Source organism: Achromobacter aloeverae (assembly GCF_004121055.1).
Taxonomy (GTDB): Bacteria; Pseudomonadota; Gammaproteobacteria; order Burkholderiales; family Burkholderiaceae_B; genus Bordetella_C; species Bordetella_C aloeverae.
Window position 1 is genome coordinate 556722 of record NZ_PYAL01000003.1, and the last position, 26595, is coordinate 583316.

General features: G+C 68.1%; 20 protein-coding genes and 2 riboswitches. Of the genes, 14 read left to right on the forward strand and 6 right to left on the reverse strand.

Annotation, left to right across the window (positions count from 1 at the left end; genetic code table 11):
* Nucleotide 1 precedes the first annotated feature (1 nt).
* Nucleotides 2–1354, forward strand: a complete 1353-nt coding sequence (locus tag C7R54_RS13510; RefSeq protein ID WP_129150934.1) for an MFS transporter — start codon at nucleotides 2–4, stop codon at nucleotides 1352–1354.
* An 86-nt stretch (nucleotides 1355–1440) separates the two neighbouring features.
* Here C7R54_RS13510 and C7R54_RS13515 read toward each other — a convergent pair whose 3' ends face one another.
* The gene (locus C7R54_RS13515) at nucleotides 1441–2238 is read right to left on the reverse strand and encodes a hypothetical protein (RefSeq protein WP_129150935.1); all 798 of its coding nucleotides are present in this window, start codon (nucleotides 2236–2238) and stop codon (nucleotides 1441–1443) included.
* Nucleotides 2239–2472: 234 nt separating this feature from the next.
* Between C7R54_RS13515 and C7R54_RS13520 the strand changes: the two genes are divergently transcribed.
* A complete protein-coding gene (locus tag C7R54_RS13520) occupies nucleotides 2473–2967 on the forward strand; it encodes a GNAT family N-acetyltransferase (protein ID WP_129150936.1) in 495 nt (164 codons plus the stop codon).
* A 111-nt stretch (nucleotides 2968–3078) separates the two neighbouring features.
* Here C7R54_RS13520 and C7R54_RS13525 read toward each other — a convergent pair whose 3' ends face one another.
* A complete protein-coding gene (locus C7R54_RS13525; RefSeq protein WP_129150937.1) occupies nucleotides 3079–3375 on the reverse strand; it encodes an antibiotic biosynthesis monooxygenase family protein in 297 nt (98 codons plus the stop codon).
* 386 nt (nucleotides 3376–3761) lie between these two features.
* On the opposite strand from C7R54_RS13525, the gene C7R54_RS13530 reads away from it, so the two are divergent.
* The 4 genes from C7R54_RS13530 (at nucleotide 3762) to C7R54_RS13545 (ending at nucleotide 6831) form a co-directional block, all read left to right on the forward strand.
* Nucleotides 3762–4301: an META domain-containing protein gene (locus tag C7R54_RS13530; RefSeq protein ID WP_129150938.1), complete on the forward strand. Its 540-nt coding sequence runs from the start codon at nucleotides 3762–3764 to the stop codon at nucleotides 4299–4301.
* 171 nt (nucleotides 4302–4472) lie between these two features.
* Complete coding sequence (locus tag C7R54_RS13535; protein WP_129150939.1) at nucleotides 4473–5282, forward strand: META and DUF4377 domain-containing protein; 810 nt, start codon at nucleotides 4473–4475, stop codon at nucleotides 5280–5282.
* A gap of 17 nt (nucleotides 5283–5299) precedes the next feature.
* A complete protein-coding gene (locus C7R54_RS13540; RefSeq protein ID WP_451988835.1) occupies nucleotides 5300–6073 on the forward strand; it encodes a sulfurtransferase in 774 nt (257 codons plus the stop codon).
* On the forward strand, nucleotides 6070–6831 hold the full coding sequence (locus C7R54_RS13545; RefSeq protein ID WP_129150941.1) for a 5'-methylthioadenosine/adenosylhomocysteine nucleosidase: 762 nt from the start codon (nucleotides 6070–6072) through the stop codon (nucleotides 6829–6831). Before C7R54_RS13540 ends, C7R54_RS13545 begins: the two co-directional genes overlap by 4 nt.
* A 3-nt stretch (nucleotides 6832–6834) precedes the next feature.
* Here C7R54_RS13545 and metG read toward each other — a convergent pair whose 3' ends face one another.
* Both metG and C7R54_RS13555 read right to left on the reverse strand, forming a co-directional pair.
* On the reverse strand, nucleotides 6835–8901 hold the full coding sequence (gene metG / locus C7R54_RS13550; RefSeq protein WP_129150942.1) for a methionine--tRNA ligase: 2067 nt from the start codon (nucleotides 8899–8901) through the stop codon (nucleotides 6835–6837).
* 371 nt (nucleotides 8902–9272) lie between these two features.
* Nucleotides 9273–9539 (reverse strand): hypothetical protein, encoded by a 267-nt coding sequence (locus C7R54_RS13555; protein WP_129150943.1) that lies wholly within the window; start codon nucleotides 9537–9539, stop codon nucleotides 9273–9275.
* A gap of 171 nt (nucleotides 9540–9710) precedes the next feature.
* On the opposite strand from C7R54_RS13555, the gene apbC reads away from it, so the two are divergent.
* Genes apbC through dcd form a run of 4 tightly spaced genes read left to right on the forward strand, consistent with a single transcriptional unit; the run spans nucleotide 9711 to nucleotide 17089 of the window.
* Nucleotides 9711–10796 (forward strand): iron-sulfur cluster carrier protein ApbC, encoded by a 1086-nt coding sequence (gene apbC, locus C7R54_RS13560; RefSeq protein WP_129150944.1) that lies wholly within the window; start codon nucleotides 9711–9713, stop codon nucleotides 10794–10796.
* Between the two features lie 3 nt (nucleotides 10797–10799).
* Nucleotides 10800–12677 carry an autotransporter assembly complex protein TamA gene (locus C7R54_RS13565; protein ID WP_129150945.1) on the forward strand — a complete coding sequence of 626 codons (1878 nt, stop codon included), beginning with the start codon at nucleotides 10800–10802 and terminating at the stop codon, nucleotides 12675–12677.
* Nucleotides 12674–16477 carry a translocation/assembly module TamB domain-containing protein gene (locus C7R54_RS13570; RefSeq protein WP_129150946.1) on the forward strand — a complete coding sequence of 1268 codons (3804 nt, stop codon included), beginning with the start codon at nucleotides 12674–12676 and terminating at the stop codon, nucleotides 16475–16477. Before C7R54_RS13565 ends, C7R54_RS13570 begins: the two co-directional genes overlap by 4 nt.
* Nucleotides 16478–16525: 48 nt before the next feature.
* Nucleotides 16526–17089 (forward strand): dCTP deaminase, encoded by a 564-nt coding sequence (gene dcd / locus C7R54_RS13575; protein WP_094851384.1) that lies wholly within the window; start codon nucleotides 16526–16528, stop codon nucleotides 17087–17089.
* 30 nt (nucleotides 17090–17119) lie between these two features.
* On the opposite strand, the gene C7R54_RS13580 is transcribed toward dcd, so the two are convergent.
* Both C7R54_RS13580 and C7R54_RS13585 read right to left on the reverse strand, forming a co-directional pair.
* Nucleotides 17120–17602 carry a GNAT family N-acetyltransferase gene (locus C7R54_RS13580; RefSeq protein WP_129150947.1) on the reverse strand — a complete coding sequence of 161 codons (483 nt, stop codon included), beginning with the start codon at nucleotides 17600–17602 and terminating at the stop codon, nucleotides 17120–17122.
* 34 nt (nucleotides 17603–17636) lie between these two features.
* On the reverse strand, nucleotides 17637–18644 hold the full coding sequence (locus C7R54_RS13585) for a TRAP transporter substrate-binding protein (RefSeq protein ID WP_377814494.1): 1008 nt from the start codon (nucleotides 18642–18644) through the stop codon (nucleotides 17637–17639).
* Nucleotides 18645–18919: 275 nt separating this feature from the next.
* On the opposite strand from C7R54_RS13585, the gene C7R54_RS13590 reads away from it, so the two are divergent.
* The 4 genes from C7R54_RS13590 (at nucleotide 18920) to gcvT (ending at nucleotide 26571) form a co-directional block, all read left to right on the forward strand.
* Nucleotides 18920–21196, forward strand: a complete 2277-nt coding sequence (locus tag C7R54_RS13590; protein ID WP_129150948.1) for a cysteine peptidase family C39 domain-containing protein — start codon at nucleotides 18920–18922, stop codon at nucleotides 21194–21196.
* Between the two features lie 263 nt (nucleotides 21197–21459).
* Nucleotides 21460–23721: an arginine/lysine/ornithine decarboxylase gene (locus tag C7R54_RS13595; protein WP_129150949.1), complete on the forward strand. Its 2262-nt coding sequence runs from the start codon at nucleotides 21460–21462 to the stop codon at nucleotides 23719–23721.
* Between the two features lie 49 nt (nucleotides 23722–23770).
* Nucleotides 23771–25000, forward strand: coding sequence for a BaiN/RdsA family NAD(P)/FAD-dependent oxidoreductase (locus tag C7R54_RS13600; protein ID WP_129150950.1), 1230 nt, complete (start codon nucleotides 23771–23773; stop codon nucleotides 24998–25000).
* 107 nt (nucleotides 25001–25107) lie between these two features.
* A riboswitch (glycine riboswitch) is annotated at nucleotides 25108–25215 on the forward strand.
* 28 nt (nucleotides 25216–25243) lie between these two features.
* A riboswitch (glycine riboswitch) is annotated at nucleotides 25244–25375 on the forward strand.
* Between the two features lie 95 nt (nucleotides 25376–25470).
* On the forward strand, nucleotides 25471–26571 hold the full coding sequence (gene gcvT / locus C7R54_RS13605; RefSeq protein WP_129150951.1) for a glycine cleavage system aminomethyltransferase GcvT: 1101 nt from the start codon (nucleotides 25471–25473) through the stop codon (nucleotides 26569–26571).
* Nucleotides 26572–26595 lie beyond the last annotated feature (24 nt).

Sequence of the window (26595 nt, forward strand, 5' to 3'; positions counted from 1 at the left end):
CATGCATGCCAATACCGGCCAGGCAGGCGTCGCCACGCCTGTACGCCACCAACCCGTGCGGGCCGCGGCCGCGGCCTTCTTCGGCACGATGATCGAATGGTACGACTTCTATTGCTACGCCACTGCCGCGGCACTGGTGTTCGGCGACGTCTTCTTCGCCACCCGCGATCCCTTCATGGGAACGCTGGCATCGCTCGGCACGTTCGCCATCGGCTTCTTTGCCCGTCCGGTGGGCGCGCTGGTCTTCGGCCACCTGGGTGACAAGGTGGGCCGCAAGCGCAGCCTGATCATCACGCTCATGCTGATGGGCGTGGCGACGACGCTGATCGGCCTGCTGCCTTCCTACCATTCCGTCGGCGTGGTGGCCGCGGTGCTGCTGGTGGTGTTGCGTCTGCTGCAAGGCGTGGCCGTGGGCGGCGAGTGGGGTGGCGCGGTGCTGATCGCGGCGGAGCACGCACCGCCGAAATGGCGCACGTTCCTGGCATCGGCGCCGCAGTATGGCAGCCCCATCGGCCTGATCCTGGCCACGGGCGTGTTCCGCATGGTGTCGGACCTGCCCAAGGAAGACTTCCTGTCCTGGGGCTGGCGCCTGCCTTTCCTGGTCAGCGGCGTCCTGGTGCTGATCGCCTTCCTGATCCGTCGCGGCGTCGACGAAAGCCCTGAAATGGAAGCGCGCCTGCGCGATACCCGCCGCACCCAGGTCGCGCCGCTGGGCCTGGTGCTGCGCGAGCGCAAGCGCGCCCTGTTGCTGGGAATCGGCTTGTGCCTGCTGGGAATTTCGGGTTTCTACTTCGTGACCACGCTGATGATCACGTACACGACCACGTACCTCAAGATTACGCGCAGCCAGATCCTGGACGTGATCACCTGGGCCGGCGTGGTGGAGCTGATCAGCTTCCCGATCGCGTCGTGGCTGGCGACCCGCTTCGGCGAACGCCGCTTCCTGGTGTGGGTGACGGCGCTCGCCACGCTGTGGTCGGTGCCGATGATGATGCTGATCCTCACCGGCGACATCGGCAATATCGCCATCGGCATCCTCGGCGCCATCTTCCTGATCGGCGCGTACTATGCCGTGCTGGCGCCCTATCTGCCGCGCGCCTTCCCGGTCGAGATGCGCTATACGGGCATCTCGCTGAGCTTCCAGTTGTGCGGGGCGATCTTCGGCGGGACCACGCCGCTGGTCGGCCTGTGGGTTGCCAACCACTATGGCTTGAACTGGCCGCCCATGGCGCTGATGTTCGCGATCATCGGCGGCGTCAACTTCCTGTGCGCGGTCTACCTGCCCACCGAGGAGCGTGACGCCGCGCTGGGACGCCAGGCTGCGCCGATGGCCACGCAACCCGCCGGCCGCTGACCTCCGTGCCGGATGCGCGGGGCAGGCTGCCCGGTGCAGCCTGCCCGGTGCAGCCTGCCCATTGCAGCCCGCTCAGTGCAGCCCGCTCAGTGCAAGTTAAACACCCAGCACCGCAAGCTTTTCCGCGAGATGCGGCTGTTTACCACCCGCACGCCCAGGAAATTCGGATAGCGGCTGCGCTTGAGTTCGCTGCGCAACTCGGGCGTTAGCTGCACCGACTTTTCCTCGTCACCCAGCACGTTGCGCAGGTGGCGGAAATTCAAGGCCAGGAAGCGGTCCGAGCGGCGCGCGTGGTTGATCTCCGCGCCGCTCATCAAGCGCGAGAACACCAGGCGCCAGAACTGGTCCAGCGCGGGCGACTGCGTATTGCGCGGACCGACGGGGAAGGCGCATAGCTGGCTCAGCTGGGCACGGATGATTTCCCGCTCGATGAACGATTCCGCTTGCCGCATGGAGACGTCCATCGCATCGATCTGGGCCTGCATGCGCTTGAACTGGCGCTTCAGCGTAACGACATTGTCGTCCGGCGTATTGCCCTGCAACAGCTTGCTCCATTGTTCCAGCAAGGTGCCGAAGCCTTCCTGCTGCAGGACGGCCAGGCGATGGCGTTGTTCGGTATCGGTGGCTTGCTGGGACAGGCGGTGCAGCCAGAGCGCGACCGCTCCCATGGGCAAGGCATTCGCGCTGGCCATCGGGGGGGCATAAGGGAGGGGCTTCAAGTGGCTACCCAGGTCCTCGTCTTGCGCAATGCGCCGCAGCTCCAGTTCGCTGTCGAGACGCATGGCCGCGCATAGCGGCGCCACTGCGACCTGGATGGTCTTGCCGTCGTGCGCGCAAGGCAGGCGGATATCCGCGAACTGGGTATCGACGATTTCGGTGATCATGGTTGAATAGTCCTCCGACGCTGGCCGTGAGTGATGCGCGCCTGGGGCTGCGGGATCGCCGGCAGCCCGCGGCAACCGTGCATGGTCATGCTCAAATGGCCGACGACGTTCACTACGTTTTGTGCCATCGGTTGTAGGTCATCCTAAAGACCGGCGCCGAAAGGCTGCACTTACTTTGCGCACGAGCGTTTTGATTTCACGCCTTCCGTTAGATGATGTGAGGGATAGACACAGATGGACAAGACGTATAAGGACCGCGACGGTGTCGCGGATGCGGCAGCGGTGACGCTGCGCCAGGCGACGCGCGACGACGTACCGGCCCTGATGGCCTTGCGGCGCGCGACGATGCTGGAGCACCTGCGCAGCGCTGGCGCGCCGGACGATGAGGCCAGTCTATTGGCGCGGGTCGAGTACCGCCTGGAGGACGCGCAACTGGCGTATCTGGGCGACGAGCTTATCGGCCTGTTCAAGGCCCATGAGATGGGCGATGCGTGGATGTTGGTGCAGGTACAGATCGCGCCGGCGCGGCAAGGCCAGGGCTGGGGAGCGGCGCTGATCGGCCGGCTGCTTGAACGCGCTGCGTCCGAGGGCCGTTCGGTGGTCCTGCATGTGCTGAAGACCAATCCCGCGCGTCGGCTCTACGAGCGCCTGGGCTTCGTGATCGAAGGCGCCAGCGAGGATGGGCTGGAATATGTCATGCGTTGGAGAGCGGCGCCCAAGGCGGCGTGAGACTGCACGGGTCGGGGCCGGTCCGGGCGGCGGGGCACCGCCCTGTCCGCCGGCCTGCGTCCGCGCAAGGCGCTCGCGCGCGGATGCCGTGCATTCCCGCGCGGGCGGCAATCAGCCGAGATCGATGCCGACGGTGTGCTCAACCTGTGGCGGCTGGGCGAAATGGCTGCTCACCAAGGCGCGCCAGCCCTGGAAATCCTCCGATTCGCGGAAATCGACCATGTGGTTTTCCACCGTTTCCCACAGCACATACAGGCGATAACGGGTCGGATGCTCCACCGACTTCTGCAGCGTGACGCCCTTGCAGCCCTTGGCGCGCAGGAACAGCGGCTTCGCCTTGGCCACGCCGGCTTCGAACGCGGCGTTGCTGCCTTCCTTTATCTCGATCTGAGCGATTTCCGTAAACATGCGGTTTTCCTTCTTTTGATGGTAAGGGAGCGGCCAAGACGCCGGCCGGCGCAAGGCGGGGCGCGCACAGGGCCGCTCCGGCGCGGGACCGCGCCGGAGCATATTACGCGAGCCGGGCCGGGTGCGGCTCTTGCGGAGGGCACGATAGTCGCCGCGGGCCGGCCCGGGTCGGCCCGGCATGGCACGCGCTCCAGGCACCGCGCGTACGCGGTCCGCGCCGTCGAAGGCACGGCGCCCGTGGGCCGGCCGCCGGCTTGCCTACAATGGGGCTGTCTTTGCCTTCGGCTCTGAAGGCGGAAGGCTCCCCAGGGGGGCAATCCACGATAGCCGCAACGCCCTGGAGGCATTTTTCGCTTCATCGCTACATCGCTATAGGAGAAACCGTGATGTCGTTCCCCTTCCCGCCGCGCTGCCTGGCCGCCGTCGTCACCGCCGCTGCCTTTGCCGCCGTCCTGTCCGGTTGCTCCACCACCACCGGCCACGCCCAGGCGAAGGGCGCGGCAGCGGCGCAGGCCGCCACGACATCGGACTCCCTGGCCGAAACCACCTGGGACCTGGTGAGCTGGACCAACGCGGACGGCGGGGCCGTGGCCGTGCCCGGCGGCAATGGCAATCCCCCGGTAGGCCTGGCTTTCCTGACGCAGGGCCATGCATACCGGGTCGCCGGGTTCTCTGGCTGCAACCGCTATATGGGCACCTATCGCCTGGAAGGCGGAAAGCTGTCCATTACCGTTCCCGCCTCCACCTTCATGGGGTGCCCGTCGGATCAATTGGCCGGCTTCGAGACGGCCTACCTGAAAGCGCTGGCCCGTATCGCCTCCTTTACGCTGGACAGCGGCGGCGCGCCGCGCAAGATGACGCTGAACCTGCGCGATGGCGCGGTCATGACCTTCAAGCGGGGCGAGGACGTACCGACGCGGCTTTGACGCCAGGATCTCCAGGATTTCCCCGCAACCGACAATAACGGTGTCGCTTTGTTAGCCACCTGATCCCCCCGGCCCGACGTGCCTAAAATAGCGCCTTGCGGACGGGGTGGCCCGTTCGTTCTTTCCGGCGCGGTCGGCCCGCCGGCGATTTCCGGATCAGGAGTACTGTCCATGCCTACCTTCAACCGCGCGCGCGGCCTGCTCGGGGTCGCCCTGCTGGCCTGCGTGGCCCTCGCTGGCTGCGTCAGCCAGTCGGCCTGGCGTAACAGTGCGGGCTCCCCCGCCTTCCAGCCCGCCAACGCCAACGATTTCCTGGCCCAGACCAGCTGGACCCTGGTGCGTTGGACGCGCCCCGGCGGCGCGCTGCGTTCGGTGCCGACCAACGATCCGCGCAACCGGCCCATCACCATCACCTTTACGCGTGAAGGCGCGGAGCCGCGCGTGACGGGCTACGCGGGCTGCAACACCTTCACCAGCAGCTATACGGTGGGCGGCGGCCAGAATCTGATCCTGACGTCCGATCCGGTATCCACCCGCATGGCGTGCGCCCCGGCGGACCGTAGCCAGGTCGAGCGTGATTTCCTGGCGGGGCTGACCCGCATCACCGCGACGTCGGCCGACAACTACGGCGACCCGCGCCACTTGACCCTGTCGCTCGCCAATGGCGACATCCTGGATTTCTCGCGCCGGATCGATCCCGTGATGGGCGGCGCCACCGGCGCGACCAAGCTGGTGTACGTCAATTCGCAGCGCGTGCCTTGCGATGCCGGCGTACGGCGCACCACCTGCTACCAGGTCCGCGACAGCGACAACCAGCCGTGGCAGTTCTGGTATGGCGACATCGCGGGCTTCCAATACCACCCCGGCATCATCTATCGCCTGCGCGTGGTGGAAACGCCGGTATTGAATCCGCCGCCGGATATGCCGGCGGTGCAATGGACGTTGGATAGCGTGGTCGAGCAGCGCGTGGTTGGGCATTGAGCATGTCGGTGGTTGAATTGAATCAGGAAAATGGGGTGGCCGCGGCGGCCGCGGCGACGGTCGTCAATATCGCCGCCTATAAGTTCGTCACCCTCGACGACAGGGACGAACTGCGTCCCCGCGTGCGGGCCTGGGCCGAGGAGGCCGGGCTCAAGGGCACCGTGCTGCTGGCGCCCGAGGGCATCAACCTGTTCCTGGCGGGAGCATCGGCGGGTGTCGAGGACTTTCTGGGCCGCCTGCGCGCCGATCCCCGTTTCGCCGACCTGGAAGTGAAGGTCAGCCACAGCGACGCCGTGCCTTTCGGCAAGCTGCTGGTCAAGCTCAAGCGGGAAATCATCCGCATGGATCATCCGGCCATCCGTCCCGAGGACAGGCGCGCGCCCAGCGTGGACGCGCACACCTTGGCGCGTTGGCTGGCTGCCGGGGTGGACGACGCCGGCAGGCCGGTGGTCATGCTGGACACCCGCAACGATTTCGAAGTCGACGCGGGCACGTTCGAAGGCGCCATCGACTGGCGCATCCAGCGGTTCACGCAGTTTCCGGATGCGGTGCTACGGCACCGCGAGCAGCTGGCGGGCAAAACCGTGGTCAGCTTCTGCACCGGCGGCATCCGTTGCGAGAAGGCGGCCTTGTTCATGCAGGACGTGGGCGTGGAGCATGTCTACCAGCTCGAAGGCGGCATACTCAAGTATTTCGAGGAAACGGGCGGTCCGGGGTTCAAGGGCCGCTGCTTCGTGTTCGACGGCCGGGATACCCTGGGTCCGGACCTGGCGCCGGAGGCGGGCGCATGACCGCGCCTATCGGCATCCTGGCGGCATTGCACGATGAAATCGCCGACTTGCTGACCCGCATGGGGCCCAGCGCGGAGCGGCACACCATCGGCATGCGCGACTACTACGTGGGCAAGCTGTCCGGCCGTCCTTGCGTCCTCGTCCTGGCGCGCGTGGGCAAGGTGGCGGCGGCCGCCACGGCGGTCACCCTCATACGTGAGTTCGGCGTGTCTTGCGTGCTGTTCGCCGGCCTTGCCGGCGGCATCGCGCCGGGGGTGCGCGTGGGCGACGTGGTGCTCGCCGAGACCCTGGTCCAGCATGACCTGGATGCGCGGCCGCTGTTTCCCCGTTTCGAGGTGCCCTTGCTGGGGCGGGCGAAATTCGCCACGGACGCGGGATTGAACGAGGTCCTGGCGCGCTGTGTGGCGGATTTCCTGGCGCTGGACCTGCCCCGGCAGGTGGACGCCGCCACGCAAGAGCGCTTCGGCATCGCGGCGCCCGCGCTGCATCGTGGCGAGATCGCCAGCGGCGACCAGTTCATCGGCGCCGCCGAGGTCTCGCGACGCCTGGCGGCCGACCTTCCCGCCACGCTGTGCGTCGAGATGGAAGGCGCCGCAGTGGCGCAGGTCTGCCACGAATATGGCGTGCCCTGCGCCGTGCTGCGCACCGTGTCCGACCGGGCGGATGCCGCCGCGCCGGTGGACTTCAAGGCCTTCCTGCACGAAGTGGCGAGTTTTTATTCGGCCGGCATCATCGGCCGCTTCATCGCCGCGCTTTGAAAATCAGCGCACCCGCATGCCGGGCTGCGCGCCTTCCCACGGTTCCAGCACGTAGATGCCGGCGTCGGTTTTGTCGTCGGCGTGGCTGGCGGCCAGCACCATGCCCTCGGACACTCCGAATTTCATCTTGCGCGGGGCCAGGTTCGCCACGACGACGGTGAGCTTGCCCACCAGGTCTTCCGGCTTGTAGGCGGACTTGATGCCGGAAAACACGTTGCGGTGGCGACCTTCGCCGACATCCAGGGTCAGGCGCAGCAGCTTGGTCGAGCCTTCCACTTCCTCGCAATTGACGATGCGTGCGATACGCAGGTCGATCTTGGCGAAGTCGTCGATGCCGATGGTGGCCGCGATGGGCTCGCCGCCCGGCACGTGCGCGTCGGCGGCGGGCGCCGCGAGCGCTGCCGGCGCGGGCGCATCGAAAAGCTGTTCGAGCAGCTTGGGATCGACCCGCTGCATGAGGTGCTGGTAAGGCGCGATGGCGTGGCCGGCCGGCAGCAGCGCGGCCGCGTCGGCCGATTGCAGCGGCGCGATGGACAGGAAGGCCTCGACGCGCGCGGCCAGCGCCGGCAGGACGGGCTTCAGGTAGATGGTCAGCAACCGGAAGGCCTGGATGCACGTGCTGCATACGGCTTGCAGGCGCTCATCCATGCCTTGCTGCTTGGCCAGGTCCCACGGCTTGTTCTGGTCGACGTACTCGTTGACCTTGTCGGCCAGGGCCATGACGTCGCGCAAGGCGCGCGACGTGTCGCGGCCGTCATAGAGCGCGGCGATGGCGGGCGCCGCGGCCTGCAGGGATTGCAGCAGGGCCGCGCCTTCCGCGTCGGGCGCGGCCAGCTGGCCGCCGAAGCGCTTGGACAGGAAGCCCGCGGCGCGGCTGGCGATGTTGATGTACTTGCCCACCAGGTCGCTGTTGACGCGGGCGGCGAAGTCTTCCGAATTGAAGTCGATGTCCTCGTTGCGGCCGGAGAGCTTGGCGGCGAGGTAGTAGCGCAGGTGCTCGGGATTCAGGCCCAGCGAAAGGTAGCGCAGCGGGTCGATGCCGGTGCCGCGGCTCTTGCTCATTTTCTCGCCGTTGACGGTGAGGTGGCCGTGCACGTAGACCGCGTCCGGCGCCTTGCGGCCGCTGAAATGCAGCATGGCCGGCCAGAAGAGGGTGTGGAAGGTGATGATGTCCTTGCCGATGAAGTGCACCTGCTCCAGGCCCGGGCGGGCCATGTAGGCGGCATAGTCCTCGCCGCGCCGGTCGAGCAGGTTCTTCAGCGAGGCCAGGTAGCCGACCGGCGCGTCCAGCCAGACATAGAAGTACTTGCCCGGCGCGTCCGGGATCTCGATGCCGAAGTAGGGCGCGTCGCGGCTGATGTCCCAGTCGCCCAGGCCGCCCTTGCCCTCGGCATCCTTGTAGAGCCATTCGCGTATCTTGTTCTGGACCTCGGGCTGCACGTGGCCCGGCGCGGTGGTCCACTCCTGCAGATAGGCCTCGCAGCGCGGGTCGGAGAGCTTGAAGAAAAAGTGGTCGGAACTGCGCAGCTCGGGCTTGGCGCCGGACAGTGCCGAGTAGGGCTCGATCAGCGCGGTGGGCGCGTAGACCGCGCCGCAGACCTCGCAGTTGTCGCCATACTGGTCCTTGGCGTGGCAATTGGGACACTCGCCCTTGATGAAGCGGTCAGCCAGGAACATCCGCTTCTCGGGGTCGTAGAACTGCTCCACGCTGCGCGTTTCGATGAGGCCGGCGGTGCGCAGGTCGCGGTAGATCTCCTGGGCCAGCTGGTGGTTCTCCGGGCCGTCGGTGGAGTGCCAGTTGTCGAAGGCGATATGGAAGCCATCGAGGTACTGGGCCCGGCTTGCCGCGATCTTGGCCACGAAGGCCTGCGGCGTGATGCCTTCCTTGTCCGCAGCGATGGTGATGGCCGCGCCGTGCGCGTCGTCGGCGCAAACGAAATTCACCTCCGCGCCCTGCATGCGCTGGAACCGTACCCAGATGTCGGCCTGGATGTACTCCATGATGTGGCCGATGTGAAACAGTCCGTTGGCGTAGGGGAGGGCGGTGGTGACAAAGAGGGTGCGTGACATGACCGGGGGGACGTTAGGGTGAGCCGGAAGAGAACCAGGGTCGCGGTTCCGCGATTTTGGAACCCGCGATTTTAGAGCCAGTTTACCGGCTCGCCGGAGGACGCCGGGCCGGCGAGGGGCCTGGGACGCCGGGCAAGGGCGCCGGGGAGGGGAAGGGAACGCGCCAGGGAGCCGCCGGGAGGCGCCGGTACGTGCGGACACGTGCCGGTGAAAAGCGGACTGAAGAACGGAAGGGGGGATCCGCGCGAAGCGCGGGGGCTGCGGCGTGGTCTTGATGAACGGCCGGTGTTGACCGGCACGGCCGGGACCGCTGAACGGCCGAAATGCACGGCCGGAATCAGCAGACGGTGTGGATCAGCGAACCGCCCGGATCAACGAACTTCGCGGGCTTCGACGTCGATCACGTCCGGACGGACGGGCGGGAAGGGCGCGCCGGCGCCGACCGGGCCGTGGCTGCCCTGCCGCTGGTGCCAGTAGGCGCGCACGCCGAACGGTTTGCCGCGCACCTTGGCGACCAGGTACAAAATACCCACCGCGATTCCGGTGGAAGCCATGAACAGCAGCGCCATGGCCGCGCCCACGAGGGCTAGCAGCGTGACGGCAAGCGCGCGAAAGAGACGGGTGAGAGCGTTATCCATGATGTTATAGACGCCTGCTACGGCAAAATGTTCCTGCGGATTCCGCTATCCTTGCAAGACAATGTGTAGCCATGAAACCCGGCAATTCGCTGGAGATCCAGGGCCTGAAACCGAGGGCGGGAGCCGAAAGGCTGCGGGAAAGACCGCGCCGACGGTTGGGAATATAGTGACATGAGTTTGACAAACGAACAAATTAAAGCCGCCCTCGCAGGTGTAACCGACCCCCTGACGGGTGCGAAGATCGTCGATTTTGTAAAAGATCGCGACATCCGCGTGGAAGAGGGGCGCGTCAGCGTGGCCGTGCAACTGGGCTATCCCGCGCGGACGCAGCAGCAGGAATTGCGCGCCGCCGTGGGACAGGCGCTGGCCGCCGCCGGTGCGCCCGGGGCGCAGGTCTCCGTAACCTGGAAGATCGTGCCGCACGCGGTCCAACGGGGACTCAAGCCGCTGCCCAATGTGGCCAATATCATTGCCGTTGCCTCCGGCAAGGGGGGCGTCGGCAAGAGCACCACCGCGGTCAACCTGGCGCTTGCGCTGGCGGCGGAAGGGGCCCAGGTGGGCATCCTCGACGCCGATATCTATGGCCCCAGCCTGCCGACGATGCTGGGCATTACCGGCAAGCCGGTCAGCCTGGACAATAAATCCATGGAGCCGCTGCAAGGCCACGGCCTGCAGGCCAACTCCATCGGCTTCCTGATCGCCGAGGACTCACCCGCCATCTGGCGCGGCCCCATGGTGACCCAGGCCCTGGAGCAGTTGTTGCGGCAGACCAACTGGCGCAGCCTGGATTACCTGATTGTCGACATGCCGCCGGGCACCGGCGATATCGCCCTGACGCTGGCGCAGAAGGTGCCCGTGGTGGGCGCCGTCATCGTCACCACGCCCCAGGACGTGGCGCTGCTGGACGCGCGCAAGGGTTTGCGCATGTTCCAGAAGGTCGAGGTGCCGATCCTGGGCGTGGTGGAGAATATGTCTATTCATATTTGCTCCCAGTGCGGCCATGCCGAGCACATCTTCGGCGAGGGCGGCGGCCAGCGCATGGCCCAGCAGTACGACGTGCAGTGGCTGGGCGGCCTGCCGCTGGCCTTGCGCATCCGCGAGCAGACGGACTCCGGCCGGCCCACCGTGGTGGCGGAGCCGGACGGCGAGGCCGCCGGCCTGTATCGCGCCATCGCGCGCCGCGTCGCGGCCGCCGTGGCCGCGCTGCCGCGCGACATGGCCGGCAGGATTCCGAACGTCGTCGTACAGCCCAGCTGACGCATGCGGCGGTCCGCGCGTCTTCTTTTGCTCTGGTCGTCGCTGCTGCTCGCCGCGTCGGCCGACGCCAAGCCCCAGGTCGTCATCGACGCCGGCAAGACGGACGCCGCCACCGTCAAGGCGGTCAACGACGCGGTCGACGCCATTGCCCGCCAGTCCGAGGACCAGGACGGCGGCGAAATCACGCGGCTGCGCCGGCGCGCGCGCGATGCGGCGCTGGCGGCCCTGTCGACCCAGGGCTATTTCGCCGCCAAGGTGGAACTGGACCCCGGCCGCAACGCCGCGGGCGACGATACGTGGAACATCCGGATCGAACCGGGCCAGCAGGCGCGGGTCGTCTCCGTCGACATCGAGTTCCGGGGGCGCATTACGCGGCCGGCCTACGCCAAGCGCGTGGCGGACCTGCGCAAGCGCTGGTCCCTGGCGGCCGGCGAGCCGTTCACCAACAGCGAGTGGAACAAGGCCAAGTCGGCGGTGCTGAACGATGTCAGCACCCACGATTTCATGTTGGCGCGCATGGTGGACTCCGCCGCCGACGTCAATGTCGAGGCCGGCACGGTGGCGCTCAGGGTCGTGGTGGACAGCGGTCCGCTGGTGCGGCTGGGCGACCTGCGCGTGGAAGGGTTGAAGCGGGTACCGGAGACGCTGGTGCGCCGTTATGTGCGCTACAAGCGGGGCGACCCCTATGAGCAGGACCAGCTGAATTCATGGCAGCAGGCGCTGCAACGGACCGCTTTTTTCCGTGGCGCCTTCGTGTCCTTGCAGGAGCCGGGCGGCACCCAGCCGGACACCAGCAACCAGACCTCGACGGCGCGCGACGTCACGGCCGCCACGCCGGCCGGCGACGCACGCGTGACAGCGGCCCAGCGGCCCGCCGCGCCCGTGGATCGCAATGGCGAGGTCACCCTGCCGGTCGTGGTGCGGCTGACCGAGGCGCAGCCCAAGCGGTTCTCCTCCTCGATCGGGGTGGACAGCGATGTCGGCCCGCGCCTGGAGATGACATATCAACAACAGGTGGTGTTCGGGCAACCGCTCACCATGGAGTCCGGCCTTGGCCTGGACCGGTTGCGCCAGCGGGCCTATACGGATTTTCACTTGCCTCCGGACGCCCGCGGCAATCAAGACAGTATCGGCGTGCTGGCGGATCATTCGGACATCCAGGGCCTGGATGTCATGCGTTTCGCGGTGGGCGCCACCCGCTTGAAGGAAAGCAGCGCCGGCGACGGCAGCCGTGTCAATTATGAAACGCGCTATGGCCTGCTGGCGGCCCATGACCACGTCAAGATCGACGGTGGCGACACCTATAACCTGCCCACCCTGACCGCCACGGCGGAATGGCTGCGGCGCGATGTCGACAGCAAGTACAACCCGCGCGAGGGCAATTTGCTGGTGCTGGGCACGGGCGCGGGCGTGACGCTCAATGGCGGCGATCCTTATACCCGGCTGCGCTTGCGTGGGCAGCAATGGTGGCCCGTGGGGCAGCGCGACCTGGTGACGGTGCGGGGCGAAGTCGGCAAGGTCTGGGCCAGCCGCGATACCCAGGTGCCGGATGATTTCGGGTTTCGCACCGGCGGCGCGCGCAGTATCCGCGGCTATAGCTACCTGAGCATCGGGGCCGATCGCGGCAACGCCGTGGTCGGCGCGCCGACGCTGCTGGTGGGCAGCGTGGAGTACGACCATTATTTCGATGACCGCTGGGGCATGGCCGTTTTCGTGGATGCCGGCGATGCCGCGCAGTCCTTCGGCGACATGAACATGGCGGTGGGATATGGCGTCGGGGCCCGGGTGCGCACGCCGGCCGGCCCCCTGTTCCTGGACGTGGCCTACGGGCAGCGCGATCATTCGCTGAAGTTGAGTTTCTCCCTGGGGATAGCGTTTTGAGGCGCCTCGGCCGTTTCCTGCGCCATATCCTGGTCTGGTGGGTGCCCGGCCTGCTGGTGCTGCTGGTTATCGCCGTGAGTGCCCTGGCGTGGCTGGTGGCTTCGCCCACGGGCACGCGCGTGCTGATGGAACGGGCAGCCGAGCAGTTCGACGCGCGCATCGACAATGTGCAGGGATCCTTGTGGCGCGGGGTGCGTGTCGGCCATTTGGCCTTGCGGCTGCCTGGCGTCGATATCCAGGCCGACGATTTCGCGTTGACGGTGGCGTGGCCGGCGTTGTGGCATCGTCGCCTGCTCGTGCCCACGCTGTCCGCCGGCAGCCTGCGCGTGGGCCTGGGCACGCAGCCCGGCGAGGCGCAGGCGGAGAGCGAAGCGGCGGATGGCGGGGTGCCCGCTTTGCCCGTGGAAATCGAGGTGCGGCAGTTGGCCGTGGGGGAGTTTCGCCTGGAGCGTGACGGGCAGCCCCTGTTGCCGGTGACGCTGGGCAAGCTGGCCGCCAGCCTGACGGCAGGCGCGCAGGGCGCGCGCCTGCGCCTGGACAGCCTGCATGTCGGTCACGACATCGCCCAGGTCGACGTGCAAGGCGACGCCAGCGTGAGCCGTCTTGCCGCACCTTGGCCGATGGATGTCAACCTGCGCATGGCGGCAACCGGCCAGGGCGCGGATTCGCCCTTGTGCCTGAAGCAACTGGACGCCCTGCGCGCGCCCGTGCCGGTCGCGGGGGCTAAGGATGCCAAGAACGCCAAGGACGCCAAGGATGCCAAGGATGCTGCGCACGCGTCGGCGCGTGCCGGGGATGTTTCCACGGCAGGTGCGGAGGTCCGCGTCGGCAACAACGCGGCTGCCGAGCCTGCCGCTTGTGTCGTCAACGTCGACGCGCATGCGGCCGGGGATCTCGATGATTTGAACGTGACGCTGGCCGGGCGCGGCGCCGACACCAGCGTGGACCTGCGCGCGGCGCTGTCCCCGCTGGCCGCTTTCCCGGCTCGCAGCGTGGACCTGTCCCTGGTGCTGCCTGACCGTTCCGGCGCGACGCTCGCCCTGCAGGCGCAGCGTACCGAGGATGGCGCGGCCCAGCGCCTCACCGGCACGCTGGCGGCCGACCGGCTGGACGTGGGCCGCCTGGTGGGCGGCAGCGTGCCTCCGGCCCTCCTTACCACGCATGCCGATGTCGATGTCGAATTGACCGACGCCTACGTACTGCGCCACGCCCGCGTTGGGCTGGATATCGCCGATGCCAGCCGCTGGAATCGCCAGGCGCTGGCGGGCACCGCGCGTATCGAGATGACCACCGGCGCCCGCAAGGATGCGGCGGCGGACTGGCCGGATGCCCTGGCCGGCATCGAGGTGGACCGTTTCGATATCGATGTGAAGCTGGGGCGCAACCGCGTGCGCACGGCGGGCAGGATCGGTCCGTCCGACGGCGCCATCACGCTGGACGCGCAAGCCCCCGAACTGGCCGCCTTCTGGCCGGGCCTGCCCGGCGGCGCCAGGGCGCAAGGCAAGCTGTCCGGCACGCCGGCGCGTCATCGCCTGGAACTCAGCGCCGGCTACACCCCCGCCCGCGTACGGCCCGGTTTGCTGGGGCAGGACAAGGCGGATGCGTCCTTCGTCGTCGAAGGGGGATGGGGGACGCCAGCCGCCGGTCCGCACGGTGCCATGGCGACGCCCGCCGCCGCAGCCGCGGGCGGGGCAGCGACAGGCACGACAGGCACCACAGGGACGACAGGGACGACAGCCCCGCCCGCCGCCCCGGCACCGAACCCCCGAACCGGTTGGCGCGGCACCATCGTCCGCCTTCAAGCCTCGCATGCCGGCTTCCAGGTCAACATCGCTCAGCCGGTCACGGTGGCCTACCTGCCCCATGCGATCGCGCCCGCCTGGCAGTGGCAGGTCGGTGCGGCCAACATCGGCGTGGGACTGCCCAGCGGCGACCGCCTGACGCTCGCGCATGGCGGATCGCGCGGCGGCGCGGGCCGGTGGGAGACCGCCGGCCGCATGGACAACTTCGTGTTGACGCCCAGGCTGGTGGGCAGCGTCATCCGCGCCACCGACCCGTCCGCGCTCGACAAGAAGGCGACCCAGACGCGCCAATCGAAAGTCAACGCAAGCATCCCCGGCGGGCAGCGCAGCATTGCCCTGGACGCCAGCTGGGACCTGAAGTTCGCCGGCACGCTGTCAGGCCGCGTCCGCCTCGCCCGCCGTGACGGCGATTTGCGCATTCCCGGCGATCCGCCCATCCCGCTGGGCCTGAAGACCCTGGTACTCGAAGCCAGCGCCACGGCCGTGTCGGCATCCAGCAGCCGCCTGGACGCGACGCTGGATCTCGCCACCGAAAAGATGGGCGTGGTGACGGGCAAGGGCAGCGCCATGCTGGTCACCGGCAAGGATGGCGCGCCGGGCCTGGCGGCCAACCAGGCCATGCGCGCGAACCTGCACGCCGATATCGCGGACCTGGCCTGGTTGAGCCTGTTCACCGGCGACGCCACCGAACTGGGCGGTTCGCTCAAGGCCGACATCGACGCGCAGGGCACGGTGGGCGGCGCCTGGCGTGCCAATGGCGCCATCAGCGGCCAGAAACTGCGCGTGGTGCGGATCGACGACGGCGTGCGCCTGCTCGACGGCACGCTGTCCGCCCGCCTGAACGACGACCTGCTGACACTGGACAGCCTGCGCTTCCCCGCCACGCTGCGCGTGCTTCCCAAGGACACGCGCACACGCGACTGGATCACCAAGAGTCCCGATGCCAGGAATGGCTACATCGAGGCCAAGGGGGCATGGAACCTGTCCAGGTCCGAGGGCAAGGTGCGCGTGACCTTGTCCCGCTACGCCGTCATGCAGCGCACCGACCGCTTCGCCATGATGTCCGGCCACATCGATATCGACGCCGCCTTGCCGCGCCTGGACATCACCGGCGATGTCCAGGCCGACGCCGGCTGGGCCAGCATCGACCTGCTCAGCGAGGTGCCGTCGCTGGACGACGACGTGCGCGTCCACCGCGTCGGCGACCAACCGCCCGGGGACGCCGCCGCGTCGTCGCCGCTGGCCCTGACCCTGGACCTGAACGTCGACATGGGACCGCGCTTCTTCCTGACGGGCATGGGGTTGGACACGGGCCTGCGGGGCAGCCTGCGCATCCGCTACGTCGATCGCAAGCTCAGCGGGACCGGTCGCCTGACCACCCAGGGCGGTCGCATCGATGCCTATGGACAGCGCCTGCAGCTGCGGCGCGGCACGGTCACGTTCCAGGGCGCCATCGACAACCCGCTGCTGGACATCGAAGCCTTGCGCACCGGCGAGCAGGTCGAGGCTGGCGTGCGGGTATCCGGAACGGCGCAAAGACCGCGCATCGACCTGGTGTCCTATCCCGACGTCAGCGACGTCGACAAGCTGTCGTGGCTGGTCCTGGGGCGGGCGGCGGACGCCAGCGGCAGCGATACGGCCCTGCTGGTGTCCATCGGCACGGCCCTGCTTGGCGGCGGCGAGCCGTTCTACAAGCAATTCGGGCTGGATGATGTGGGCATACGCAACGGCTCCATCGGGTCCTCCGGCAGCCTGTTGCCCGAATACACGGTGGCGAGCAAGGTGAACGCCGACTCCGACAGCACCTTGGCCACCCAGTTCCTGGTGGCGAGCAAGAACCTGGCCAACGGCATCACCCTGAGCATCGAACAAGCCATGTCGGGCGCCGGCACGGTGGGGCGCGCCAGCTACCGCCTGTCGCGGCGCTGGTCGGTGGACGCGAAGGGCGGGACGGTCAACGGCCTGGCCCTGGTCTACCGGACGTTCTGGGGCGATTGAGGCGCGCGGTAAAATACGCGCCCGATACCCCTTTGAACGGTTTTTTCTATGAGCATCAAGAGCGACCTGTGGATACGCCGCGCCGCCGCGGCCGGCATGATCGAGCCCTTCGAGCCGGGCCAGGTCCGCGCTCACAACGGCGAACGCATCGTCAGCTACGGCACCAGCAGCTACGGCTACGACGTGCGCTGCGCGAACGAATTCAAGATCTTCACCAACATCAACTCGACCATCGTCGACCCGAAGAATTTCGATGAAGGCTCGTTCGTCGACTTTTCCGGCGACGTGTGCATCATTCCTCCCAACTCCTTCGCGTTGGCGCGCACCGTGGAATATTTCCGCATTCCGCGCAGCGTGCTGACCATCTGCCTGGGCAAGAGCACGTACGCGCGCTGCGGCATCATCGTCAACGTGACGCCGCTGGAGCCGGAGTGGGAAGGCCACGTAACGCTGGAATTCTCCAACACCACGCCGCTGCCGGCCAAGATCTATGCGGGCGAAGGTTGCGCCCAGATGCTGTTCCTGGAAAGCGACGAAGTCTGCGAAACCTCCTACCGCGATCGCGGCGGGAAGTACCAGGGCCAGCGCGGCGTTACGTTGCCGCGCACTTGAGTTGCCCCTTGCCTGATCGCGCCGGCCGTGTCAGGCCGGCGGGCGATGCGCGGGGCGGACGTAATAGATGTCCCACTCATCTTCCCCCGTCTTGACGTAGCCCTGGCGCTGGTAGAAGGCGTTGGACGGGCTGTCGCGCAGGGCGCCAAGGTGGACGGCCGCGCCCGCCGCGTCGGCCTGCGCGGCAATCCGCCGCATGACGCGGGTGCCCAGGCCCAGGTCCTGGAATGCCGGCAGGATGTACAGGTGGTCCAGTTTCAGGCCGTCCTCGATCGGACGCAGGGTATAGAAACCGGCCCGGCGCCCGTCGATCTCCATGATCCAGGTATGCGCGGGCGCCCAGCTGCCGCGCAGCCGCTGGCGGGCGCGCTCGGGATCGTAGCGGCCCACGCGCTCCAGGCTTGCGCGCATGGCCTCGGCGCGCAGGTCGGCCAGTGCTTCCAGATCGGCCGCCGCGGCCGGCTTGAAAATAATGACCCCGGGGTGGGCGGGATGGGGAGAGGCTGGCCGCATGAACAAAGGTCCTGGTGTCCGCGCACGCGCGGGTCTACTTGCCCTGGTAGCGTTTGAGTATGGCTGCGCCGTCCGCGCCGGTCTGCTGCTTCCAGGTCGCTACCGAATCGGCGGCGGCGTCCTTGAGCGCCTTCTTCACGCTGGGCGCGACCTGCGTGTTGATGGCCACGCCATTCTTGCGCATATTGTCATAGTTGGCCTTCAGGCGGCCCTGGATGCGTTTCCATTGTTCGGCTTCGGTTTCGGCGGCGGCCTGGTCGACAGCCTTGCGCTCGGCCGGGCTCAGCGCCTTGTAGGCGTCCAGGTTCATGGTGGCCACGGAAATCGGCATGGCGTAATTGATTTCGGCGAAGGCCGGCAGGTGTTCCCAGAGCTTGCGGCCCGCGCCGCCGTCGCCCGATGACAGCACGGCGTTGACGTCACCCGCGGCGATGCGCGGCATGGCATCGGCGAAGGAAATGTTCGAGGCCTTGGCGCCCGCCTTGGTCATGGTGGCCTGCGACATGTCGTCGTAGGTGCGGATGGACAGCGCCTTCAGGTCGGCCACGCTCTTGATGGGGGCCTTGGACCAGATGCCGGAGGCCGGCCAGGGCGTGGTGTACAGCAGCTTCTGGTTGTGCTCGGCCAGCAGCTTCTCGTAGGCGGGGCGCGAGGCCTTGGTCAGCGCGCGGGCCTTCTGCAGGGAGTCGGCCAGGAAGGGCAGGGAGGACACCCCGAAGATGGGATAGGTGTTGGACAGGCCGCCAGCGAAGGCGTCGCCCGCGTCGACCTTGCGCGCCTGCACGGCGTCGATCATGCCGGCGGACTTGATGCCCTTGGCGGCGTCGAAGGACGTTTCGATGATGACTTCGCCATGGCTTTTCTGCTTCACCAGCTCGGCGAAGGTGCTCACGCCCAAGCCGGGCATCGCGGTGGCGGGATATTCCGTCGTCATCGTCAGCGTCGTGGCGGCTTGCGCCGCGGTGACCAAGGCGGCGCCTGCCGCCACCCCTACGAACATCGATACCGCCTGCGAAATACGAATCCGGGACAACATAGCCATTCGGCCTCCAAATAGGAAACACCCGCGAGGAAACACCCGCGCCGCGCGCGGACAAGGTGACAAATATATACAGCCGCGCTCCCTGGTGGACCGCCTCCTAGGGAAAGTCTCTACAGCAGAGCGCACCGCCGACGCCCCGCAACGCCGACTTCCCGAGCGGGGCCGGCTTGCCTGGTCCCGCGAGCACCCGGTAAATCGAAGTTGGGTTACATCTTGTATTGATCTACTATACGCCCCTAAGTTTTGGAAAATCCCCAAGCTTTGGCGACCCCCGCATGTTCTTTGCTTCCCGCTATGCCCCGCCGCTGGTTTCCGAGGAATTGCAGCCTGGCGCCGACGCCCTGGCGCAGGGACGCTACGCCGACGCCTGGCGGCTGCTGGAGCATGCCAGCCGCGGCCGGCTTTCCGTCCTGCCCTGCAACGCCTTGCTGGCGGCCGAAGCGGCGCGTGCATTGGGGCTGGAGCGCCGGTACCGGGCCGTCGTGCGCTGGGCCCACAAGCGGTGGCCGGACAACCCCTACGTCCTGCTGGAATGGCTGCGCCAGGCCGTGCGCCGCGACATCGCCGCCGGCGTGTCCCAGCTGACCAGCCTCCTGGACGCGCGCCGGGTGCCCGAGGCCGTGCGCGCCCTGGCCGAAGCAGTCATGCTGTCGGCCCGGTTGCGCGGCGCCGCGCCTGCCCAGGCGGCGCAGCTGCCCAGTCCTCATCTGCTGATGTTCGAACGCGATCCGCGCGTGGCCTATACCCTGGGCCACGCCTGGGCCAGCCAGCGCGAGTGGGAGCGGGCGGCGGCGGCCTTGCGGCGCGCCGTCGACCTGGCGCCGCGCTGGCACCGGGCGCGCGCCAGCCTGGCGCACGTGCTGATGTCCGCGGCCTTGTATGAGCAGGCGCGCGAGTCGGTCAAGGCCGATGGCGGGGACGAGCCCTACGACTACCTGCGCCTGTGCCTGGAACTGAGCCTGAACAACCTGCACGCGGCCAGCCGCGTCGGCACGGCGTACCTGGCGCGGTGGCCGGACGGCGACACCCGCGAGAAGGTGCGGGACTGGCTGCTCTTCACGGCCAGCCTGCTGCGCGACGCCCATTTGCTGACCACCTTGTTGGCGGCGACCCTGGGCCCGGACCAGGCGAGGGCCGAGTGCGAGCGCCTGCTGGCGTGCCCGCGCGTGCTGCTGGCGCTGCCGCCGCTGAGCCAGGTGCGCCACCAGTGCGTGCCCACCGCCGCCGCGATGGTGTCGGCCTGGCACGGCGATCCCCTTGACCCGCAGGCCCTGTATGCCGCCCTGGGCGGGCAGGGGGGCGTCGAAATGGGGCGCCTGCGCGACTATTTCGTGGCGCGCGCCTACCGCGTGGAATTCGTGAGGATGCAGCCCGCCGTGCTGCGAGCCCTGCTGTCCGCGGGCCTGCCGGTGATCGGCCTGGTCGACGGGCCGTTTTTCTCGCACGTGGACGTGGTCTGCGGCTATGACGCCGGGCATGGCGTGTTTTTCCGGCGCGACCCGGAGCGATGGTCGCTGCAATGGACCAGCGAAGCCGGCCTGGCGCGTCGCTACGGGCCTGGCGGCGAGGTCGGCATGGTGCTGGTGCCGCCGGGCCATGCCGGATTCGAGTTCGACCCCGCCTGGCGCCATGCGGACGCCGCCGTCCTGGATGGGCTGCGGCGCGCCTGCGCGCGCGGCGACGTGGCCAGCGCCACCGCCTGGCATGCGCGTATCGGCGATGATTCGCCCCTGGTCCTGCATCGCGCCCAGATCGCCCAGGGCATCGTCGAGTCGCCGCGCGATTTCGGCCGCACGCTGCTGCGCATCGTCGGCAATGCCAACCTGCCCGCGCTGGTGCGTTGGCGCGCGTTGGTCATGATCGACGACCCGGCCATCCTGCGCCGGCACAAGCGCGAAGTGCTGGCCGGGATGCATGGCCGCGATGCCGCGCGCTACGTGGAGGGGGTCGAAATGCTGGCGCGGCGATGCTGGTCGCTGGCCTGCGCCATCCTGGAGCCCCTGGCACAGCGTTATCGTTCGCATGCGCCCCTGTGGTTGCGCCTGGCCCAGGCACAGGCCCAGCTGGGCCTGGCGGAGGCGTCGTGGCAAAGCGCCGCTTGCGCATTGGCCGGCAGTCCCCATGCCCCGGCCGTGGTCGAGCGCGTGGCCGCCCTGTTTCCGGGCCTGTACGGCCGCGCCGAGCGCCTGCGCCGCTGGCGCGCGCTGCGGCGCCATTCCCTGGACAGCTATGAAACGGTGCTGGCCGAGGCCGACGCGCGCGAATGCGGCCGCCAGGGGCCCGGCTACGAACGGGCGCTCCTGCGCTGCATCGCCTGGGAGCCCATGCAGATGCGTCATTACGAGCGGCTGGCGCAGTGGTATCTGGCCCAGGGGCGGGCCGAGCAGGCGCGCGGCGTGCTGGAGTGCGCGCGGCGCCGGCTCGCGCCGCCTGCCGACGCGCTGTTCCCGCTGGGGGAGAGGAACATGGAGGCATTGAGCCGAGCCCGGCTGGATGCCCTGGTTCGCGGCATGAGAGGCCCGTCCCGATTGCCGCGCCGAAGCTGGTGCTGAGGCAAGGGCGGGGCTTCCGCGCGGCGCTGCTTGCGGGACGAGCCCCCCGGTGACGACGCCATGGGGCCCGGGTGGGACTGCCGGCATGGGATGCCGATACGGGGCCGTACCGATACGGGGCTAAAATCCCCGCCGGCACCGTCCGCGTCCGACCTTGCCCCTTTTCCGCGCGCCCCGCGGCGCCGGGTCCATCGTCATGCGCCTGTCCCGCGCACGCAGTACACTCGCCCCGCTTTCGCCTTACGCCCCGCAGGAGTGCCCGCATGAAATTCCGGTTTCCCATAGTCATCATTGACGAAGATTACCGCTCCGAGAACGCCTCGGGGCTGGGCATACGCGCGCTGGCCGCCGCCATAGAGGCCGAGGGCGTGGAGGTGCTGGGGGTCACCAGCTACGGCGACCTCAGTTCCTTCGCCCAGCAGCAAAGCCGCGCCAGCGCCTTCATCCTGTCCATCGATGACGAGGAGTTCGACGTCGATTCGCCGGAGGACGTGGCCAGCGCCATCAAGAACCTGCGCGCCTTCATCGGCGAACTGCGCTTCCGCAACGCCGACATCCCCATTTACCTGTATGGTGAAACGCGCACGTCGGAACACATTCCGAACGACATCCTGCGCGAGCTGCACGGGTTCATCCACATGTTCGAGGACACGCCGGAGTTCGTCGGGCGCCACATCATCCGCGAGGCGCGCAGCTACGTCGACAGCCTGGCGCCGCCGTTCTTCCGCGAACTGGTCAAGTATGCCCAGGACGGTTCGTACTCCTGGCACTGCCCCGGCCACTCCGGCGGCGTGGCTTTCCTGAAGAGCCCGGTGGGCCAGATGTTCCACCAGTTCTTCGGCGAGAACATGCTGCGCGCCGACGTCTGCAACGCGGTGGACGAACTGGGCCAGCTGCTCGACCACACCGGACCGGTGGCGGAGTCGGAGCTGAACGCCGCCCGCATCTTCCACGCCGACCACTGCTACTTCGTCACCAACGGCACGTCGACGTCGAACAAGGTCGTGTGGCACGCCAACGTCGCCGCCGGCGACGTGGTGGTGGTGGACCGCAATTGCCACAAGTCCATCCTGCATGCCATCACCATGACGGGCGCGATCCCGGTGTTCCTGCGCCCCACGCGCAACCACCTGGGCATCATCGGACCGATACCCATCGAGGAATTCGATCCCGAGAACATCCGCAAGAAGATAGAGGCCAACCCGTTCGCGCGCGAAGCCGTGAACAAGACGCCCCGCATCCTGACGCTGACGCAGAGCACGTACGACGGCGTCATCTACAACGTGGAAATGATCAAGGAGAAGCTGGGCAGCTACGTCGATACCCTGCATTTCGACGAAGCCTGGCTGCCGCATGCGGCTTTCCACGAGTACTACACGAACATGCACGCCATCGGCCAGGACCGGCCGCGCAGCGAGGACGCCATCGTGTTCGCCACCCACTCCACGCACAAGCTGCTGGCGGGCATTTCGCAGGCGTCGCAGATCATCGTGCAGGAGTCCAAGACCCGCAAGCTGGACCGCAACATCTTCAATGAAGCCTACCTGATGCACACGTCCACCTCGCCGCAGTACGCGATCATCGCGTCCTGCGACGTGGCCGCGGCCATGATGGAAGCGCCTGGCGGCACGGCGCTGGTGGAGGAAAGCATCCGCGAAGCGCTGGATTTCCGCCGCGCCATGCGCAAGGTGGAGTCGGAATACGGCCGCAACGACTGGTGGTTCAAGGTCTGGGGCCCCAACCGCCTCGTTTCCGAAGGCATCGGCAACCGCGACGAATGGCTGCTGGAATCGAACGACCACTGGCATGGCTTCGGCGACCTGGCCGACGGCTTCAATATGCTGGATCCGATCAAGGCCACCATCATTACCCCGGGGCTGGACATCTCCGGCAGTTTCGGCGAGACCGGCATTCCGGCGGCGCTGGTGTCCAAGTACCTGGCCGAGCACGGCGTGGTGGTGGAGAAGACGGGCCTTTACTCGTTCTTCATCCTGTTCACCATCGGCATCACCAAGGGCCGCTGGAACACGCTGCTGACCGCCTTGCAGCAATTCAAGGACGACTACGACCGCAACCAGCCGATGTGGCGCATCCTGCCCGAGTTCTGCCGCGACCACCGGCAGTACGAGCGCATGGGCCTGCGCGACCTCTGCCAGCAGATCCACGAGGCCTATCGCGAAAGCGACGTGGCGCGCCTGACCACCGAGGTGTATCTGAGCGACATGGTGCCGGCCCTCAAGCCATCCGACGCCTTTGCCCGAATGGCCCACCGCGAAGTCGAGCGGGTGAGCGTCGAGGACCTGGAAGGCCGCGTCACCGGCGTGCTGCTGACGCCTTACCCGCCGGGCATCCCGCTATTGATCCCGGGCGAGCGCTTCAATCGCACCATCGTCCAGTACCTGCAGTTCGCCCGCGCGTTCAACGCGCGCTTCCCCGGTTTCGAGACCGACATCCACGGCCTGGCCGAGGATACGGACGAGAACGGCGAAGTGCGGTATTACGTCGATTGCCTGAAGGAACTGTGATCGTGGCAAGCGTGCGGACCGTCGCGCCGCCGCGCGATGGTCGAATCGCATGACGCACATTTACGACGTAGCGGTGATCGGCGCGGGCGCGGCGGGCATGATGTGCGCCGCCGTCGCCGGCCAGCGCGGCCTGCGCGTGGTGTTGATCGACCACGCGGACAAGCTGGCGGAGAAGATACGCATCTCCGGCGGCGGCCGCTGCAACTTCACCAACCTCGGCGCGGGGCCGGCCAACTTCCTGTCGGAGAACCCGCATTTCTGCCGGTCCGCGCTGGCGGGATACGGCCCGCGCGATTTTCTCGAACTGCTGCGCCGGCATGGCGTGGCCTGGCACGAGAAGCATCGCGGCCAGCTCTTTTGCGACGATACGAGCGAATCCATCATCGACGTGCTGCGCGCGGAATGCGGCGCCGGCCAGGTGCAATGGCGCATGGGCTGCGGCGTGGCGGAGATCGCGCGCGAGGCGGCCGGGGCTGACGGCGATGCGGCGGCGCGCGCTGGCGCCCCGGACGGCGTCTTTGTCCTGCGCACCACGACGGCCGGCACCTTGCGCGCCGCCAAGCTGGTGATCGCCACCGGCGGCATGGCCATACCGCAGCTGGGCGCCACCGATTATGGCTTGAAGGTGGCGCGCCAGTTCGGCCTGAAGGTGGTCGAGCCCCGTCCCGCGCTGGTGCCGCTGACCTTCGATCCGGCCTTGTGGCAGCCCTTCGCCGCCTTGTCCGGCGTGGCGCTGGAGGCCGGCGTGCGCAGCGGGCAAGGCGAATTCCTGGAAGACCTGCTGTTCACCCACCGCGGCCTGTCCGGCCCCGCGATCCTGCAGATTTCCAGCTACTGGAACCCCGGCGAGCCGCTCAGCCTGGACCTGGCGCCGGGACTGGACCTGGGCCAGGACCTGGTGGCCGCCAAGCCGGGTAATCGGCAGCAGCTGGGCACCGTGCTGGCCGGCCTGTGGCCGCGCCGCCTGGCCGAAGCGTGGCTGGAAGGCGACGGCCTGGCCACGCAGCGCCTGGCCGACATCCCCGACAAGACCCTGCGCGCCCTGGCGGCACGCATCCACGACTGGACCCTGGTTCCCACCGGCACGGCCGGCTACAAGAAGGCAGAGGTCATGCGCGGCGGCGTCGACACCCGCGGCCTGGACCAGAAGAGCATGCAGGCCCGTGCCGTCTCCGGCCTGCACTTCATCGGCGAGGCCGTCGATGTCACGGGCTGGCTGGGCGGATACAACTTCCAGTGGGCCTGGGCTTCCGCCGTCGCTTGCGGCAAGGCGTTGTAAGTCTCGCGCGGCCGCGTTGTCGCGCTGGTGCAACGGGTCGGGCCCGGCGCCGCCGGGACGCCGCGTAGCGCGGGAGGGGGCGGGCATGATATTCTTCGCCGGCTGTCACGCATCGTGCGGGAGAGAGCGGATCCGGTCCTGAACAGGACCAGGCACCGCCGCCGAAGGCGCAATTCGCCCAGAATCGCTCAGGTAACCGATACCGCAACATGCCTGTCCACCCGTCTCGCGGCGGGCCGGGCAACACAGCGCTCTGGAGAGATCCGGCGGCCCCATTTCCCCGCGCGCAAGGCGCGGGCGGCGGCAGGCCCGGACGCCGAAGGTGCAAACCCGCCATGCGGGGCAACTCTCAGGCAAAAGGACAGAGGGGCGGAAACACCACCAGCCGGCAGGCGGACCCGTCGTTTCCCGACCCCGTTTTCGCATCCGGCAGGTATTCCGTATCCCTGACCCGTCCTACCGGAGCCTCCATGTCCGCCTCCTTGAAGCAAACCCCCCTGGCCCCCGAGCATGTCGCCGCCGGCGCGCGCATGGTCGATTTCGGCGGCTGGGACATGCCGCTGGCCTATGGTTCGCAACTGGAAGAGCATCATGCCGTGCGCACCGACGCCGGCATGTTCGACGTTTCGCACATGCTCAACGTCGATGTGCTGGGCGCCGGCGCCACCGCCTACCTGCGCCGCCTGATCGCCAACGATGTCGCCAAGCTGACCGTGCCGGGCAAGGCCTTGTACAGCTGCATGCTCAACCCGGAAGGCGGCGTCATCGACGACCTGATCGTCTACTTCTTCGCCCCCGACCGCTGGCGCGTGGTGGTCAATGCCGGCACCGCCGACAAGGATGTCGCCTGGATGCAGCGCGTGGCCGCCGCCGGCCAGTTCGATGTCGTCGTCACCCCGCGCCGCGACCTTGCCATGGTCGCGGTGCAAGGCCCCAATGCCCGCGCCAAGGTCTGGGCCGCGCGCCCCGCGTGGCGCGCCGTGTCCGAGCCGCTGACGCCTTTCGTCGGCGCCGTCGTCGATGCCGACACCCTCGTGGCCCGCACGGGCTATACGGGCGAGGACGGCTTCGAGATCGTGCTGCCCGCCGCGCAGGTCGTCGGCCTGTGGCGCGACCTGGCGGCCCAGGGCGTGCGTCCCTGCGGGCTGGGCGCGCGCGACACGCTGCGCCTGGAAGCCGGCATGAACCTGTACGGCCAGGACATGGATGAACTGACCCAGCCCGCGCAAGCCGGCCTGACGTGGACCGTGTCGCTGAAGGATGCCGGGCGCCAGTTCATCGGCCGCGCCGCCATCGAGCAATTCCCCACGCCCAACGATTTCGTCGGCCTGAAGCTGGGCGAGCGCGGCGTCATGCGTCCGCACATGAAGGTGCGCGGCGCCGCCGGCACAGGCGAAATCACCAGCGGCACCATGTCGCCCACGCTGGGCGTGTCGGTGGCGTTCGCCCGGATGCCGGCCGGCACCCGCCCCGGCGAACAGGTTGAAGTGGAGATCCGTGGCAAATGGGTCCCGGCCCTGGTGACCAAATTGCCCTTCGTGCGTAACGGCAAAGCCGTCGAACACTCGTAAACTCGTAGCTTCCCGTTCCAGGGC